The sequence below is a fragment of the Bradyrhizobium oligotrophicum genome (genome assembly GCF_051168495.1).
Lineage (GTDB): Bacteria > Pseudomonadota > Alphaproteobacteria > Rhizobiales > Xanthobacteraceae > Bradyrhizobium > Bradyrhizobium oligotrophicum_A.
The window spans coordinates 63,113-79,717 of the sequence record NZ_JBNPVB010000022.1 but is presented as its reverse complement, the minus strand read 5'-3'; the positions used below and the strand labels follow the sequence as shown (position 1 = coordinate 79,717).

The 16,605-nt window shown below is 67.0% G+C and carries 15 protein-coding genes; 10 read left to right on the top strand and 5 right to left on the bottom strand.

Annotation, left to right across the window (positions count from 1 at the left end; all coding sequences use genetic code 11):
* Positions 1-9: 9 nt before the first annotated feature.
* The 6 genes from mmsB to ACQR1B_RS30870 all read left to right on the top strand — a co-directional run bounded on the left by mmsB (position 10) and on the right by ACQR1B_RS30870 (position 6,102).
* The gene (gene mmsB, locus ACQR1B_RS30895; protein ID WP_434836499.1) at positions 10-900 is read left to right on the top strand and encodes a 3-hydroxyisobutyrate dehydrogenase; all 891 of its coding nucleotides are present in this window, start codon (positions 10-12) and stop codon (positions 898-900) included.
* Entirely contained in the window at positions 900-2,630 is a 1,731-nt protein-coding gene (locus ACQR1B_RS30890) for an AMP-binding protein (protein WP_434836500.1), read from the top strand. Before mmsB ends, ACQR1B_RS30890 begins: the two co-directional genes overlap by 1 nt.
* A 188-nt stretch (positions 2,631-2,818) precedes the next feature.
* Positions 2,819-3,298 carry a MaoC family dehydratase gene (locus tag ACQR1B_RS30885; RefSeq protein WP_434836501.1) on the top strand — a complete coding sequence of 160 codons (480 nt, stop codon included), beginning with the start codon at positions 2,819-2,821 and terminating at the stop codon, positions 3,296-3,298.
* A 134-nt stretch (positions 3,299-3,432) separates the two neighbouring features.
* On the top strand, positions 3,433-4,350 hold the full coding sequence (locus ACQR1B_RS30880) for an SDR family NAD(P)-dependent oxidoreductase (RefSeq protein WP_434836502.1): 918 nt from the start codon (positions 3,433-3,435) through the stop codon (positions 4,348-4,350).
* Between the two features lie 196 nt (positions 4,351-4,546).
* Positions 4,547-5,809 carry an NAD(P)/FAD-dependent oxidoreductase gene (locus ACQR1B_RS30875; protein WP_434836503.1) on the top strand — a complete coding sequence of 421 codons (1,263 nt, stop codon included), beginning with the start codon at positions 4,547-4,549 and terminating at the stop codon, positions 5,807-5,809.
* Complete coding sequence (locus tag ACQR1B_RS30870) at positions 5,806-6,102, top strand: hypothetical protein (RefSeq protein ID WP_434836504.1); 297 nt, start codon at positions 5,806-5,808, stop codon at positions 6,100-6,102. Before ACQR1B_RS30875 ends, ACQR1B_RS30870 begins: the two co-directional genes overlap by 4 nt.
* Positions 6,103-6,273: 171 nt before the next feature.
* On the opposite strand, the gene ACQR1B_RS30865 is transcribed toward ACQR1B_RS30870, so the two are convergent.
* From ACQR1B_RS30865 to ACQR1B_RS30855, 3 genes are all read right to left on the bottom strand, one after another.
* Positions 6,274-7,353, bottom strand: a complete 1,080-nt coding sequence (locus ACQR1B_RS30865; protein WP_434836505.1) for a D-TA family PLP-dependent enzyme — start codon at positions 7,351-7,353, stop codon at positions 6,274-6,276.
* A 239-nt stretch (positions 7,354-7,592) separates the two neighbouring features.
* Positions 7,593-9,413, bottom strand: a complete 1,821-nt coding sequence (locus tag ACQR1B_RS30860; protein ID WP_434836506.1) for an ABC-F family ATP-binding cassette domain-containing protein — start codon at positions 9,411-9,413, stop codon at positions 7,593-7,595.
* A gap of 4 nt (positions 9,414-9,417) precedes the next feature.
* Entirely contained in the window at positions 9,418-9,924 is a 507-nt protein-coding gene (locus tag ACQR1B_RS30855) for a YaiI/YqxD family protein (RefSeq protein ID WP_434836507.1), read from the bottom strand.
* Positions 9,925-10,040: 116 nt separating this feature from the next.
* On the opposite strand from ACQR1B_RS30855, the gene ACQR1B_RS30850 reads away from it, so the two are divergent.
* Positions 10,041-10,835, top strand: a complete 795-nt coding sequence (locus tag ACQR1B_RS30850; RefSeq protein WP_434836508.1) for a hypothetical protein — start codon at positions 10,041-10,043, stop codon at positions 10,833-10,835.
* A gap of 256 nt (positions 10,836-11,091) precedes the next feature.
* Here the strand turns inward: ACQR1B_RS30850 and ACQR1B_RS30845 are convergent, their stop codons facing one another.
* Complete coding sequence (locus ACQR1B_RS30845) at positions 11,092-13,467, bottom strand: xanthine dehydrogenase family protein molybdopterin-binding subunit (RefSeq protein ID WP_434836509.1); 2,376 nt, start codon at positions 13,465-13,467, stop codon at positions 11,092-11,094.
* Between the two features lie 199 nt (positions 13,468-13,666).
* Between ACQR1B_RS30845 and ACQR1B_RS30840 the strand changes: the two genes are divergently transcribed.
* Together ACQR1B_RS30840 and ACQR1B_RS30835 are read left to right on the top strand one after the other, a co-directional pair.
* The gene (locus ACQR1B_RS30840) at positions 13,667-14,740 is read left to right on the top strand and encodes a Ppx/GppA phosphatase family protein (protein ID WP_434836510.1); all 1,074 of its coding nucleotides are present in this window, start codon (positions 13,667-13,669) and stop codon (positions 14,738-14,740) included.
* Positions 14,741-14,978: 238 nt separating this feature from the next.
* Positions 14,979-15,677 carry an RlmE family RNA methyltransferase gene (locus ACQR1B_RS30835; RefSeq protein ID WP_434836511.1) on the top strand — a complete coding sequence of 233 codons (699 nt, stop codon included), beginning with the start codon at positions 14,979-14,981 and terminating at the stop codon, positions 15,675-15,677.
* Positions 15,678-15,695: 18 nt separating this feature from the next.
* On the opposite strand, the gene ACQR1B_RS30830 is transcribed toward ACQR1B_RS30835, so the two are convergent.
* A complete protein-coding gene (locus ACQR1B_RS30830; protein WP_434836512.1) occupies positions 15,696-16,157 on the bottom strand; it encodes a cupin domain-containing protein in 462 nt (153 codons plus the stop codon).
* Between the two features lie 168 nt (positions 16,158-16,325).
* On the opposite strand from ACQR1B_RS30830, the gene ACQR1B_RS30825 reads away from it, so the two are divergent.
* Complete coding sequence (locus tag ACQR1B_RS30825; protein WP_434836513.1) at positions 16,326-16,586, top strand: DUF3551 domain-containing protein; 261 nt, start codon at positions 16,326-16,328, stop codon at positions 16,584-16,586.
* Positions 16,587-16,605 lie beyond the last annotated feature (19 nt).

Genomic DNA, 16,605 nt, shown 5'->3' with positions numbered 1-16,605 from the left:
CAACGAACCATGGCAACGATCGCATTCATCGGCCTCGGCAACATGGGCGGCCCGATGGCCGCCAATTTGGTCAAAGCCGGCCACACGGTGGTCGCGTTCGATCTGGCCGAGGCCTCGTGCGCGCAGGCCAAGGCCGACGGCGCCGAGATTGCCGGCAGCGCCGCCGCGGCCGTGAAAGGGGCGGACGCCGTCGTCACCATGCTGCCGGCCGGCAAGCATGTGCTGGCTGTCTGGAATGATGTCGTGCCCGCAATGTCCAACGGCGCGCTGATCATCGATTCGTCGACCATCGACGTCGAAAGCGCGCGCGCCGCGCATGCGCTGGCCGCCAAGCATGGCATCGACGCCATCGACGCGCCGGTGTCCGGCGGCACCGGCGGCGCCAAGGCCGCGACGCTCACCTTCATGTGCGGTGGCGAGGAGGGCGCCTTCGCCAAGGCCAAGCCGATCCTGGAGAAGATGGGCAGGAAGATCGTGCATTGCGGCGGCGCCGGCGCCGGCCAGGCGGCCAAGATCTGCAACAACATGATCCTGGGCATTTCGATGATCGCGGTCGGCGAGGCTTTTGCGCTGGGTGAGAAGCTCGGCCTGTCGCACCAGGCGCTGTTCGACGTCGCCTCGACCTCGTCCGGCCAGTGCTGGTCGCTGACGTCCTATTGCCCCGTCCCCGGGCCGGTGCCTGCCTCGCCCGCCAACAACGACTACAAGCCCGGCTTTGCCACGGCGCTGATGCTGAAGGATCTCACGCTGTCGCAGGATGCGGCCAAGGCGTCCGGTGCTGCGACGCCGCTCGGCCAGCATGCGCAGGAGATTTACAAGGCGTTCGATGCCGCCGGCCATGGTGGCGTCGATTTCTCAGGCATCATTCAGCACGTCCGCAAGCTCGCCGGGACCCGCTGATGACGACATTCAAGGACGCACGCGCGTTTCTGCTGGCGCATCGCACCGACTACGACGCTGCGGTGAAGGGCTTCCGCTGGCCGGATCCGATGCCGTTCAATTGGGCGCTCGACTGGTTCGACGCGGAGCTCGCCTCCGATCCCGAGAGCCGCGACCGCACTGCGTTGTGGATCTTCGATGCAGCTCAGGACCGCCAGACCAAGCTGTCCTTCGCAGCACTGTCGCGCCGCTCAAGCCAGGTCGCGAACTTCCTGCGCGCGCAGGGCCTGAAGCGCGGCGACCATCTGCTGCTGCTGCTCGGCAACGTCGTGCCGCTGTGGGAGACGATGCTGGCCGCGATGAAGCTCGGCGTCGTCGTGATCCCCGCGACCACGTTGCTGACGACCGACGAATTGCGCGACCGGCTGGAGCGCGGCCGCGCCAAGGCGGTGGTCGCAGCGCAGGACCAGGTGGCGAAGTTCGCCGATCTCGGCGCCGGGGATCTCGTCCGCATCGTCGTCGGTGCCCCGACGACACCCGCCGGCTGGCTGCCCTTCGAGCAGGCTGCCGATGCCGCCGAGGCGTTCACGCCGGACGGGCCGACGCAGCCGGATGATCCGATGCTGCTGTATTTCACGTCCGGCACGACGGCCAAGCCGAAGCTGGTGCGGCACAGCCATCGCAGCTATCCGGTCGGACATCTCTCGACGATGTACTGGCTCGGCCTGCAGCCGGGCGACGTGCATCTCAACATCTCCTCGCCGGGCTGGGCCAAGCACGCCTGGAGCTGCTTCTTCTCGCCGTGGAATGCCGGCGCCACCGTGTTCGTGGTCAACCAGCCGCGCTTCGACGCCAAGGGTCTGCTGGCCATCATCCGCCGCTGCGGCGTGACGACGCTGTGCGCGCCGCCGACGGTGTGGCGGCTGTTCATCCAGGAGCATCTCGCCGATTTCAAAGTGAGTTTGCGCGAGGCCTGCGGCGCCGGCGAGCCGCTCAACCCGGAGGTGATCGACCAGGTCCGCGCTGCCTGGGGCCTGACGATCCGCGACGGCTACGGCCAGACTGAGACCGCCGCCATCGTCGGCAACTCGCCGGGCCAGACGCTGAAGATCGGCTCGATGGGCCGGCCGCTGCCCGGCTATCGCGTCGAGGTCGCCGACATCGACGGCAATCCGGCGAGCGAAGGCGAGATCACCTTGGCGCTCACGGGCGAGCGTCCGGCCGGCCTGATGCAGGGCTATCAGGGCGATGACGGCAAGCTCACTGGCGCCGACGGTACGCGCTATCGCACGGGCGATGTCGTGTTCCAGGACGAGGACGGCTATCTCACCTTCGTCGGCCGCTCCGACGACGTGTTCAAATCCTCCGACTACCGCATCTCGCCATTCGAGCTGGAGAGCGTGCTGCTGGAGCATGAGGCGGTCGCCGAGGCCGCCGTGGTGCCGAGCCCTGATCCGATCCGGCTTGCGATTCCCAAAGCCTATGTGCTGCTCACATCCGGCGCGGAGCGCTCGCGCGAAACGGCGCTGTCGATCTTCACGCATCTGGCCGCGCGGCTGGCGCCGTTCAAGCGTATCCGCCGGCTCGAGCTGGTCACCGAGTTGCCAAAGACCATCTCCGGCAAGATCCGCCGCGTGCAGCTGCGCCGGTTGGAGCACGAGGACAACCGCACGGACCATCTCCGCGGCACGGAATTCAAGGAAGAGGATTTCCCCGAGCTGAAGACGAGGCCGTCCGGGCACGAGGTCTAGAAGACGATTTGGTTAGGGCTACAATGGCGGCGTGAGTTGGGTTACTCGTCATGCCCGGGCATCCACGTCGCGCTGAGCAGGCCGGACGACGTGGATGGCCGGGACGAGCCCGGCCATGACGGCGCGGTGAGGTCGGCGGATCACGTGGCTTCCCAAACCGGGCTTGAACAAGGCAGGATCAGTAAGAAATGAATCATCAGATCTGGAAGAAGCCGCCGATTTCGCTGGAAGCCTACCAGGCCATGGTCGGGCAGGAGATTGGCGTGTCGTCCTGGCACATGCTCGATCAGAAGCGCATCGATACCTATGCCGATGTGACCGAGGATCATCAGTTCATCCATGTCGATCCGGAAGCGGCCAAGGCGACGCCGTTCGGCACCACCATCGCGCACGGCTTCCTGACGATGTCGATGCTGTCAGTGATGGCCTATGAGGTGGTGCCTGCGATCGAAGGCACCGCGATGGGCGTCAATTACGGCTTCGACAAGCTGCGCTTCATCTCGCCGGTGAAATCCGGCAAGCGCGTCCGCGGCCGCTTCGTGCTCGCCGAAGCCACGCTGCGCAAGCCCAAGGAATTGCAGTCGCGCACCAACGTCACGGTCGAGATCGAGGGCGAGGAGAAGCCCGCTCTGGTCGCCGACTGGATTGGACTGATCTATCTGAGCTAACTCCCTACCACACCCATCCCTCGTCATCGCCGGGCTTGACCCGGCGATCCATCAAGACCGAGAGTCATCTCCAAGTCGATGGATGCCCGGGTCAAGCCCGGGCAGGACGAGCCAAGAGCCTAGGACACAGCATCATGGCAATCAGATTTGACGGACGCGTCGCCATCGTCACCGGCGCAGGCAATGGTCTCGGGCGCGCGCATGCGCTGGGGCTGGCGAGCCGCGGCGCCAAGGTCGTTGTCAATGATTTCGGCGGCGCCCGCGACGGCACCGGCGGCTCGATGACGGCGGCGGAGACGGTGGTCGAGGAGATCCGCAAGGCCGGCGGCACCGCGATGGCCGACGGCGCGGACGTCTCGAACTTCGAGCAGGTCACCGCGATGGTCGAGCGCGCCACCAAGGAGTGGGGCAGCGTCGACATCATGTGCGCCAATGCCGGCATTCTCAGAGACAAGTCGTTCGGCAAGATGGAGGTGGCCGACTTCGCCAAGGTCCTCGACGTGCACCTGGTCGGCAGCTTCTATTGCTGCAAGGCGGTGTGGAACGGCATGCGCGAGCGCAACTACGGCCGTATCGTGCTGACGACCTCGTCGTCCGGCCTGTTCGGCAATTTCGGCCAGGCCAATTACGGCGCAGCCAAGACCGGCATGGTCGGCCTGATGAACGTGCTGGCGGAGGAGGGCCGCAAGACCAACATCCGCGTCAACATCATCTCGCCGACGGCGGCCACCCGCATGACCGAGGAGCTGCTCCCGCCGCAGGCGCTGGCCCTGATGAAGCCGGAATCGATCACGCCCGCGGTGGAATATCTGCTCAGCGAGGACGCGCCGACCCGCACCATCATGGGCGCCGGCGCCGGCTCCTTCGCGGTGATCAAGATCCTGGAGAGCGAGGGCATCAATCTGCCGCCGGAGGAGTGGACCCCGGACGCGATTGCCGCGCATTTCGCCGAGATCAGCGACATGTCGAAGGCGAGGGCGCTGCAGGGCGCGTTCGAGCAGACGCAGAAATACGTCGGCCAGGCTGCCGCGCGGCTGGGGCTCAAGCTGTAAGTGCAAAGTCGTCTACCCTCTCCATGAACACGCCTCTCGGCGTGTTCATGGTCCGGTGTGCAGTGCCGCCGTCGGCTTTTGCCCCTCATGGTGAGGAGCACGGCGAAGCCGTGCGTCTCGAACCATGAGGCCGTGCACGGGCCTCATCCTTCGAGACGCGGCTTGCAGCCGCTCCTCAGGATGAGGGGCTAAGCCGATGCCTGGAGATGTCGTGTCGGACGCGGCCAACCGCTTGCGCAAGAATGTCGCCGTCATCGGGGCCGGGCCCGCCGGACTGATGGCGGCCGAGGTGTTGGCCGAGGGCGGGGCTTCCGTCACCGTCTACGACGCGATGCCGTCGGTTGCGCGCAAGTTTCTGATGGCCGGCCGCGGCGGCCTCAATCTCACCCACAGCGAGGAGCTGCCCGCCTTCCTGGCGCGCTATCGCGAGGCGGCGGAATGGCTCGAGCCGGCCATCCGCGCGTTCCCGCCGCAGCGGCTGCGCGACTGGTGTGAGGCGCTCGGCGAGCCCACTTTCATTGGCTCCTCGGGCCGCGTGTTTCCGGTTGCGATGAAAGCCTCGCCGCTGCTGCGGGCATGGCTGCGCCGGCTGGCCACGCAGGGCGTGCGCCTTGAGCTGCGGCATCGTTGGACCGGCTGGGACGGCGCAGGGCGGCTGACATTCGAGACACCGGCAGGACCGCGTGCGATCACGGCCGATGCGACCGTGCTCGCGCTCGGCGGCGCGAGCTGGCCCCGGCTCGGCTCCGACGGCGGCTGGGTCTCGCTTCTCAGCGAGAGGGGCATCGCGATCGCGCCGCTGCGGCCGGCCAATTGCGGCTTTACCGCCACATGGTCGGACATCTTCCGCGACCGCTTCGAGGGCCAGCCGCTGAAGGGCATTGCGCTGGCGTTCGCCGATCGCAGCGTGCGCGGCGAGGCCGTCATTACGCGCGACGGGATCGAGGGCGGCGCCGTCTATGCGCTGTCGGCCGAGTTGCGCGAGGCAATCGCTCTGGAAGGCGCGGCCAGTCTTCACGTCGCGCTGCGACCCGATCTCGCGACCGCCGATCTGGTCAAGCGGCTGTCAGCGCACCGCGGCAAGCAGTCGTTCTCGAATGTGCTGCGCAAGGCGCTGCAACTGTCGCCCGTCGCGATAGGGCTGCTGCAGGAGGCGGCAAAAGCGCAAGGCCTGTCGCTGTCATCGCTCTCGCCGGACCGTCTCGCCGCGCTGATCAACGCCGTGCCGGTCAGGCTGACGGGCACCGCCGGACTGGCGCGCGCGATCTCCAGCGCCGGGGGCATCGCGCGTGATGAACTCGACGCCGACCTCATGCTCAAGCGTCTACCCGGCGTGTTCGCCGCCGGCGAAATGCTCGACTGGGAAGCGCCGACCGGCGGCTATCTGCTGCAAGCCTCGTTCGCGACCGGCGCCGCCGCAGGAAGAGGGACGCTGAGGTGGCTGAAGAACAACATATGAGCGAGCAGATTCCCGAGCCCTGGTACCTGCTCGCAGATGATGATCTTCGCGCAGCGTTGGAAGCCGAGCTCGCGCGCGAGCTTTCTCCGCGGCATGTGCTCGCCGGGCTGTCTGTCCATATTATCGCCAAACGCGACGATTGCGACCGTGTGCTGGGCGCGCTGAACGACGGGCGTGTTGCCCAGATCCATCTGACTTGGACCGGTCGTCGTGAGCACGGTCCGCGCTGGCCGGAAACCACGGTCTACAACTCCATGGATGAGTGGCGAATTGCCTCTGCATCGGAATCGTAGGGTGGGCAAAGCAGCCGCCCGCAGGGGCGGCAGCGTGCCCACCGTCCGCGCTTGCGTTGACCGCGGTGGGCACGATGCGACGCGGCGTTGCCGCGTGCGCCTCTTTGCCCACCCTTATTAGTCGTCATTGCGGGGATCGCTCCTCGCAATGACGGTGGAGAGAGCGTGAGCCTATCGCAGCTTGCCGCGCGCGGCGACGGGCAACACGCCCAAAATCTCCTCGCCGCGCACCATCACGACCTCGTCCATCATGTTGACGACGACGCAGACGTGGTTGGGGACGATGCGGACGACGTCGCCGACATTGGGGCGGGTGTTGCTGCGGGAGAGATCGAGGAAGCCGTGCTCCTCGGCGAAGCGGGCGATCTTGGCTTCCGGGTGCTCCAGGATCAGGCCGTGGCCGTCGAGGCCGCCGGTGTCGGTCGTGAGCGTCTTCGAGCCGGCGTCGAGGATGCCACGCTCGGGCGCGGCGCGGCTGACGACGGTGGAGTAGATGTGCAGCGCGCAGTCGTCCCAGCTGGCGACGCCGGCCGCGACCTGCATGCGGTCGTTGTAGATGTAGGTGCCGGGCCGGTGCTCGGTGGCGCCCTTGAGCTTGCCGAGATTCTTCAGGTTGGGCGAGCCGCCGGTCGAGACGATGGTCGCCTCCAGCCCTTCGGCGCGCACGCCGGCCAAAGCCTCGTCATAGAAGCGCTGCGCCTCGTCCCAGCCGGTTTCGGTCGGGTACATCATGAAGCCGGCGAAGCGCAGGCCCTCGCTGGCCTTGATCTGGCGCGCCAGCTGGATCGCCTCGGCCGGCGTCTCGACGCCGGCACGCTTGCGCCCCGTGTCGCATTCCACCACGACGGACAGCGTGCGTCCCGACTGCTTCGCGGCCTGCGGCAGGTCGTCGATGACGGTGGCGTTGTCGGCGGCAACCGTCATGTCGGCCTTGGCCTGCAGCGCGGCGAGCCTCGCCATCTTCTCCTCGCCGATCAGATTGTAGCTGATCAGGATGTCGGTGATGCCGGCATCCGCCATGATCTCGGCCTCGCCGATCTTCTGGCAGGTGATGCCTTGCGCGCCGGCCTCGATCTGCAGCTTCGCCAGCACCGGGCTCTTGTGCGTCTTGATGTGGGGACGGTTGGCGACGCCAGCCGCCGCGCACTGCGCCTGGATGCGCGCGATGTTGCGCTCGACCTTGTCCATGTCGATGACGGCGCAGGGCGTGCCATATTCGCGGGCGATTTTCGCGGCGAGCGGCGTGGTCATGTCATTCACTCCATGTTGCCGTCATTGCGAGGAGCGAAGCGACGACTTGTCCGCCATAGCCCGAAGGGCGACGGCGGAAGCAATCCAGAGTCGCGACTGCAGCCCTGGATTGCGTCGCTTCGCGCGCAATGACGAAGAGAACGTAGGGAGGGCAAAGCGAAGCGTGCCCACCAATTCTTCTTGCGTAAGATCGCGGTGGGCACGGCGCTTGCGCGCCTTTGCCCACCCTACAGGACGCGTCACCCGCCCTCGATCTCCTCGCGCAGCACCTCGAGCTCCAGCCAGCGGTCTTCGGCGGCGGTGAGCTCGGCCTGCGCTGTGGCCAGCGCGAGGGAGGCGGCGTCGAACTTTTTGCGGTCTTTCGCGTAGAGCGCGGGATCGTCGAGCAGCTTCTGCTGTTTCGCGATCTCTCCTTGCAGCTTCGCGATCGTCTTCGGCAACGTCTCCAGCGCGTGCTTCTCGTTGAAGGACAGCTTGCGCTTCGGCGCGCTCGATGGCGCGGCGGCAGGCTTCGACGCCTTCTTCTCGTCGGCGGCGGCGGCTGCGGCCGCGGCGTGCTCGCGCTTCAGGTCGGCGCCGCGCTGCACCAGCATGTCGCTGTAGCCGCCGGCATATTCCTGCCATTTGCCGTTGCCCTCGGGCACGATCACCGAGGTGACGACGCGGTCGAGGAAGTCGCGGTCGTGGCTGATCAGGATGACCGTGCCCTCGTAGTCGCCGAGCATGTCCTCGAGCACGTCGAGCGTCTCCAGATCGAGATCGTTAGTCGGCTCGTCCAGCACCAGCAGGTTCGACGGCTTGGCCAGCGCGCGGGCCAGCATCAGCCGGCCGCGCTCACCGCCGGACAGCACTTCGAGCGGCGTGCGCATCTGCTCGCGCGCGAACAGGAAGTCTTCCATGTAGCCGACGACGTGCTTGGGCTTGCCGCCGACCATGACGTGATCGCCACGCCCGCCGGTCAAGGCCTCGGCCAGCGTCGTTCGCGGGTCGAGGCTTTCGCGATGCTGGTCCAGCGTCGCGGTCTCCAGATTGACGCCGAGCCGGATGCTGCCGCTGTCGGGCTGGTCGCCGCCGGTCAGCAGATTGACCAGCGTGGTCTTGCCGGCGCCGTTCGGGCCGACGATGCCGATGCGATCCCCGCGCTGGATGCGGATGGAGAAATTATCGACGATCTTGCGCTCACCGAACGCCTTCGAGGCGCCCTTCGCCTCGATGACGAGCTTGCCGGATTTGTCGGCCTCGGCGGCAGCGAGATTGGCCGCGCCCGCCGTGCCCCGATAGTCGCGGCGCTGCTGGCGCAGCGCATGCAGGTTGGCGAGCCGCTTGACATTGCGCTTGCGCCGGCCCGACACGCCGTAGCGCAGCCAGTGCTCCTCGTTGACGATCTTGCGGTCGAGCTTGTGCTGCTCGCGCTCTTCTTCCGCGAACACCTCGTCGCGCCACGCCTCGAAGCCGGCGAAACCGCGGTCGATCTGCTTGATCTGGCCGCGGTCGAGCCAGGCGGTGGCGCGCGACAGATTGGTCAGGAAGCGGCGGTCATGGCTGATCAGCACCAGCGCGCAGCGCCGGCCGTCGAGCTCGTTCTCCAGCCATTCGATCGTCGTCAGGTCGAGATGGTTGGTCGGCTCGTCCAGCAGCAGGATGTCGGGATTGGGCGCCAGCACGCGGGCCAGCGCCGCGCGGCGCGCCTCGCCGCCCGAGACATGAGCCGGATCTTCCTCACCGGTCAGCCCGAGCTGCTCGACGAGATAGCGCGCCTGATAGTGATCGTCGCCGGGCCCGAGGCCGGCCTCGACATAGGACAGCGTAGTGGCGTGGCCGGAGAAGTCCGGCTCTTGCGGCAAATAGCGCACGGTGGCGCCGGGTTGCACGAAGCGCGTGCCGCTGTCGCATTCGACCAGGCCGGCGGCGATCTTCAGCAAGGTCGATTTGCCGGAGCCGTTACGGCCGATCAGGCAGACGCGCTCGCCGGGCGAGACCGAGAGTTCGACGCCCTGCAGCAGGGCTGTGCCGCCGAAGGTCAGGCGGATGTCTTTCAATTGGATGAGCGGGGGCGCCATGATGCTAACTCTGTTGCTGCGCGTGCTGGTCGGCGCGCTGGCGCTGGCTGCGGCGAATGGTCTGGTCCAGGGCTGACAGGAAGGCCGAGCGGTCGCGCGGCGTGAAGCCGCGCGGTCCGCCCGTGACCTCGCCGGACGAGCGCAGGTCGGTCATCAGGTTGCGCACGGCGAGCGCCATGCCGATCGATTCCTCCGTGAACGCCTTGCCGTTGGGGGCCAGCACCGCGGCGCCCAGCTTGACGCAGCGGCTCGCCAGCGGGATGTCCGACGTGATCACGATGTCGCCGGTCCTGGCGCGTTCGGCGATCCAGTCGTCGGCGGCATCCATGCCGGAGCCGGCCGCGATGCGTTCGATCAGCGGATCCTGCGGCACGCGGATGAAATTGCCGGCGACCACGCTGACCGGCACGCCGTGCCGGAGCGCGACGCGGTAGATCTCGTCCTTCACCGGGCAGGCGTCGGCGTCGACATAGATTCGGATCGGGGCGGGTTCGGTGGTTTCGGTCGTCATCGGGCCATCTGTTCGAATGGCCGGTTGGTACCCCATCGCAGACAGAATTGCGAGCCGCTTGCCAGGACCTGTCCGGCCGCTACCATCGCCGAAAAACGGGTCAAAGGGAGGTGTGGATGGCAGACATGGCGGCCTATGCGGTCGAGGCGTTCAACACGGCCAAGCAGTCCGAGAACAAGATGCACGACGACAGCGTGGCCAAGCGTTTTGGCTTCGCAGGCGGCCTCGTGCCGGGCGTCGAGGTGCTGGCCTATATGGTGCATCAGCCGGTCGCGCGCTGGGGCCGGGCGTTCCTGGAGCGCGGCCTGATCGAGGCGCGCTTCATCAAGCCGGTCTATGACGGGGAGATCGCCGAGGTCAAGGCAGAGGAGGTGGGCGATGGGCTCAGCCTCGCGGTGATCAGCAAAGGCGAGCTCTGCGCCACCGGTTCCGCGTCGCTGCCGGCGTCGGTGCCCGATGTCGCGCTGGCGGATTATCGCGATGTTCCGCCTATCGTGGTGCGGCCGCCGGTCGGCGCGGAGTCGTTCGCTCTCGGAAGCTGGCTCGGCGCGGCGCCGCGTGCGTGGCCGGGACAGGCGGCGACGGCGTATCTCGCCGAGATCCGCGAGCGCGATCCGATCTATGCGGAACAGCGGTTCGGTCATCCCGGCATGCTGCAGCGGGTGATGAACCGCCTGCTGGTCGACAATGTCGTGCTCGGCCCCTGGATTCACGTCGGCAGCCGGATGCAATTGCTGTCGGCGATTGCGGAGAGCGACGAGATTACTGCGCGGGGACGGGTGGTCGCCAACTACGAAAAGAAGGGCCACCGCTTCGTCGAGATCGACGCACTGGTGGTGGCGAACGGCACGCGGCCGCTGGCACATTGCCACCACGTCGCGATCTATCAGCCGCGCGAACAGGTGGCCTGAACAGGGCAGCTGCCTTCAGCCAGGCACGCTGTCATGCTCCGCCTGCGCGGACGAGATGAGAGGCACGCTGCCTCCAAACAAAGATCGTCATGCCCGGGCTTGTCCCGCCTGCGCGGCCGAAGCCGCTTCGGCGCGGCGAAGGCCCGGGCACTCACGTCGATCGTCGCTGGGATTCGTGGATGGCCGGGTCAAGCCCGGCCATGACGGAGGAGAGAGCGGGGCACCCACTCAGCACTGCACTTTGCGGCAGCGTGTCTCACGCCGCCGACTTCGCCTTGCCGTCCTGGATCGCGCGCCAGAGTTTTTCCGTCGTCAGCGGCATGTCCAGATGCTTCACGCCATAGTCCGACAGCGCGTCGATCACGGCGTTGATGACGCTCGCCATCGAGCCGGCGCAGCCGGCTTCGCCGCAGCCCTTGGTGCCCAGGGGATTGCTCTTGGCGGGCACCGGATGGTTGTCGACCGTCATCATCGGCACGTCGGAGGCGCGCGGCAGGGCGTAGTCCATCAGTGAGCCGGTGATCGGCTGGCCGCTCTCGTCGTAGCGCAGATGCTCCATCAGCGCCTGACCGATGCCTTGCGCCACGCCACCATGCAGCTGGCCGGCGACGATCATCGGGTTGATGACCGTGCCGAAATCGTTGATGGCGGTGTAGGCGACGATCTGCGCGACGCCGGTGTCCGGCTCGATCTCGACCTCGCAGACATGGCAGCCATTGGGGAACGTCGACTCGGTCGCGGTCGAATTGTGGTCGACGTCGAGCGAGGCCGGCACGCCCTCGGGCATCTTGCCCTCGCGCATGCGCCGCGCCAGCTCCATGATGTCGATGCTGCGGTCGGTGCCGGCGATGGTGAATTGGCCGCCCGCGAACTCGATGTCGGCCTCGGACGCCTCCAGCAGATGCGCGGCCGCCTGCTTGCCCTTGGCGATGACGAGCTGAGAGGATTCGACGATGGCCTGTCCGGTCGCGGTGATCGAGCGCGAGCCGCCGGTGCCGTTGCCGAAGCGCACGAGATCGGAATCGCTCTGCTCCAGCCGGACCTTGTCGAAGGGCACGCCGAGCTGCGCCGACAGCACCTGCGCGAACGGCGTCGCGTGGCCCTGGCCGTAGTCGAGCGTGCCGGTCGTCAGCGTGACGCCGCCATCGGCATCGAAGGTGATCTTGCCGAGCTCGCCGCTCGGCGGCGCGGTCACCTCGAGATACGAGCCGACCGCAATGCCGCGCAGCTTGCCGGCCTTGCGGCTCTCGCGCTTGCGCTTGGCGAAGCCGGCATAGTCGGAGACCTCCAGTGCCTTCTCGAACACGGCGGCGAAATCGCCGGAGTCGTAAGTGACGCCCGAGGCGGCCGGGAACGGCATCTGGCTCGGCTTGATGAAGTTGCGTTTGCGGATGGTGAGGCGGTCGATGCCCATCTCGCGCGCGGCGGTGTCGATCAGCCGCTCCATGAAGTAGTTCGCCTCGGGCCGGCCGGCGCCGCGATAGGCGCCCATGAGTGTGATGTTGGTCAGCACCGTCTTGATGTCGACGCCGAGCAGCGGCGTCTTGTAGACGCTGGCGAGGTTCTTGCCGACGTTGAGCGACAGCGGCAGCGGCGCGACGCCCATGATGTAGGCGCCGAGATTGCCATAGCCGGAGAGCCTGACGGCAAGGAACTTGCCGTCGGAATCGAGCGCGAGCTCGCCATGGATGATCTGGTCGCGGCCCTGGCTGTCCGACAGAAAGGCGGTGGTGCGCTCGTCGCGCCATTTCACCGGCTTCCCCAGCTCCTTCGCGGCGTGCAGGATGCAGACATACTCCGGATAGGAGACGTTCTTCATCCCGAACGAGCCGCCGACATTGGTGGTGAGTATGCGGACCTTGTCCGGCGCGACGTTGAGGATCTTGGCCAAGGTCGCCTTGTTGCCGGACACGCCCTGGGTCGGCACCTGCAGCGTGAAGCGCTCGCTCTTGCCATCGAACGCGGCGAGCGCCACGCGCGGCTCCATCGACACCACGGCGACGCGGGTGTTGACGATGTCGAGCCTGGTCACATGCGCGGCCTTGGCGAAGGCCTCGTCGATCTTGGCGGTGTCGCCATAATGGTAGTCGAGGGCGACGTTGTTCGGGATGTGGTCATAGAGCTGCGGCGCGCCCGGCCTGGCGGCCTCCTCGGCATTGGTCACGGCTGGCAGGGGCTCGATATCGAGCTCGACCGCCTCGGCCGCGTCGCGGGCCTGGGCCAGGGTTTCCGCCACCACGAAAGCCACGGGGTCGCCGACGAAGCGCACCTTGTCGGTCGCCAGCGCACCGCGGTTCGTCTGCAGCAGCGGCGAGCCGTCACGGCTCTTCAGCGGCAGGCCGCAGGTGAACGGCCCATAGGCGGCCGCCGCGAGGTCCGCGCCGGTCCACACCCCGAGCACGCCCGGCATCGCCTTGGCGGCCGTGGTGTCGATGCCCTTGATGATCCCGTGAGCGTGGCTGGAGCGCACCATCCAGGCGTGCGCCTGGCCAGGGAGATTGAAATCATCGGTATATTTGCCGTGCCCGCGGACCAGCGTGTCGTCCTCCTTGCGCCGGACCGGCTGCCCGACGCCGTATTTCTGCAGCGCGATCGCGTTTTCGAGGGAGGCCGGGGAGGTGTGATCTTGCATGGAGACGGATCCGGGGAGCTGGATGGGGCGCAAAAGCGGGCTGTTCCCAGATAGTGCAGGGTCCGCGGCCGGACAACGGTTGATTAGGAATGGTGCATCACGCCTGACAGAGGGGCTGTTGCGCCGGCGCACTCCACTGATAATGTCTCGGAAAGAGAACTTCCATCTGGGCCGGTTCGGCCAGCGGAAAGACATTTGAATGATCAATGACACGCGGCTGCGGGAGAGTCCGAGGCCGCGCGGGAACCTGGGGCCCGGCTTGCATCCGGGTCTGGACGTCGCGACGCCTTCCTGCGCCAGCAATGGCAGCAGCGTCTATGCGGCCCTGGACCTTGGAACCAACAATTGCCGGCTCCTGATCGCCTGTCCCTCGGGCGACAGCTTCCGCGTGGTCGACTCCTTCTCGCGCATCGTCCGGCTTGGCGAGGGTATCTCGACCACCGGTTGCATCAGCGACGCGGCGATGGATCGGGCCATCGCGGCGCTGTCCATTTGCCGGGACAAGATCCAGTCGAAGAAGGCGCGCCGACTGCGCCTGATCGCGACCGAGGCCTGCCGCGCCGCGGCCAATGCCGAGGGGTTCCGCAGCCGGGTAGCCGCCGAAACCGGCATCGATCTCGAGGTGATCGACCGCGAGACCGAGGCGGCGCTGGCCGTGAAGGGCTGCGCGCCGCTGCTCGATCCGGGCGGGCGGGGCGCGATCCTGTTCGACATCGGCGGCGGTTCCAGCGAGCTGGTCAGGATCGAGCGCGACCCGGCCGACCGCAATGCGGAACCGCGGATCAAGGCCTGGATGTCGATCCCGCTCGGGGTCGTGACGCTCGCCGAGCGTTTCGGCGGTCGTGACGTGACCCCGGAGGTCTATGCTGCGATGGTCGAGACCGTGGCCGGCCATGTCGGCCCGTTCGCGGCCGAGCATGGCGGTGACCTCGCCGGCATGCATCTGCTGGGCACTTCCGGCACCGTGACGACGCTCGCCGGCATCCACCTCAACCTCGCGCGCTATGATCGCCGCCGGGTCGACGGCATCTGGATCAACGATACCGACATCACGACGACGATCGCCAAGCTGCTGACGATGAGCTACCAGGAGCGCGCCGAGAACAACTGCATCAGCATCGACCGCGCCGACCTCGTGCTCGCCGGCTGTGCCATTCTCGACGCCATCCGCGACGCGTTCCCGCTGCCGCGGCTGCGGGTCGCCGATCGCGGTCTGCGCGAGGGCATGCTGGTGGAAATGATGCGCGAGGACGGGGCGCTGAGAACGGCGTGAGTTCTTCATCCTCCCCTGGAGGGGGAGGGTCGGCTCACATGAGCGAAGCGAATGGGAGACGGGGTGGGGGGTGAGCCCCACGGGCAGTCTTTCCGTGGCTCACCCCACCCCGATCGCTCGCTTCGCTCCCGATCGACCCTCCCCCTCCAGGGGAGGGTGACCCTCGCAACTGGCGTTGTTGCTCGAGTACCGAGCGATCCCATCGACGATGGTTCGCAGGACCACTACAGAGACCCACATGGCAAAAGACACCACCGGCCGCATGCATGTGCAGGTCAAGACCGGGGGCAAGCGCAAGCTGTCCTCAAAACTCTGGCTGGAGCGCCAGCTCAACGATCCCTACGTGGCCCAGGCCAAGCGCGACGGTTATCGCTCGCGCGCGACCTACAAGCTGATCGAGATCGACGACAAATATCACATGCTCAAGTCCGGCATGACCGTGGTCGATCTCGGCGCGGCGCCCGGCGGCTGGAGCCAGATCGCGGCGCGGCGCGTCGGCGCCGATGCGGGCAAGGGCAAGGTGATCGCGATCGATCTGCTCGAGATGGGTGAGATTCCCGGCGTCACCTTCACCCAGCTCGATTTCCACGCGGAGGAGGCGCCCGAGAAGCTTCGGGAAATGATCGGCGGCCGCGCCGACGTGGTGATGTCGGATATGGCCGCCAACACCACCGGCCACCGCAAGACCGACCAGCTGCGCATCGTCGGCCTCGTCGAACTCGCGGCGCATTTCGCCGGCGAGGTGCTCAAGCCCGGCGGCAGCTTCCTTGCCAAGACCTTCCAGAGCGGCGCCGATGCCGACCTGATGACCCAGCTCAAGCGCGATTTCACCAGCGTCCGGCACGTCAAGCCTTCGGCGAGCCGGCAGGATTCGTCGGAGCGCTACGTGCTGGCGATGGGCTTTCGCGGCAGCCAGGATCCGGAGCAGGCGGGCTGATCCGCGAAGGACGTTGGTCTAGCGCTCCGGATAGGGTGTTCCGTCCGTGTGCAGGAAGCGGCCATCGGCATTGCTGCTCATCATGTCGACGTCCGAGCAGGTCGTGACGTCATCAGGCGATCGCGAGCCGACTTCGAGATAGGTTGCGGTGGTCACCGATCTGTTGACCAGGTGGTGCCCGTTTCCAGTGCCTTTTGCGAATGCCGCGCAATCGCCGGCGCGCAGGATCGATTCGCCGCCGTCCTCGATCAGGACCAGTTCACCCGCCAGGACGTAGACGAACTCGTCCTCGTGAGAGTGCCAATGACGCTGGCTCGACCAGCCGCCGGGCGGCAGCTGCATCAGGTTGACCCCGAAATCGACCAATCCCCCGGCCTCCCCGAGGCGCTGCCGAATCCGTTCGGAGCAGGGCTGATCGTGCGGCGCCGGATAGCCGGAGCCCTTTCGGCGTGGAACGGCAGCAATCTCGACCTTGGGCATGATGCAAGCCTGTTTTTGAATGCGGTCCCGTGCCCGTTGGGCTACGCCTGCGGTATTTTCCGAGCCTTGCACGAATGCACGCGTTGCGACAGCCGTCGGTGACGGATAAACAGCGCCTGTATCGGCTCGACCGGCTGACTCACGGGCCGAATTGAGGTGGAGATTCTGATGCGTGTCCTGGCCTGGAGCGCTCTCGCGCTCATCCTGACGTTGGTTCCGGCTCACGCCCAGGCCTACGATCCGCGCTATCCCGTCTGCATGAAGGTCTATGAAGGCCGGTGGGGCGGTGGCGAGTGGATCGACTGCAGCTATACGTCGCTGCCGCAATGCCGCGCGTCCGCGTCGGGCCGGTCCGCGATGTGCGACGTCAATCCGTTCTTCGCGCCGCCGTCGCCCCCGCCGCGGCGCGCGCATCGGCGGCATCGCTGAAACATTTCATGACGGTCCG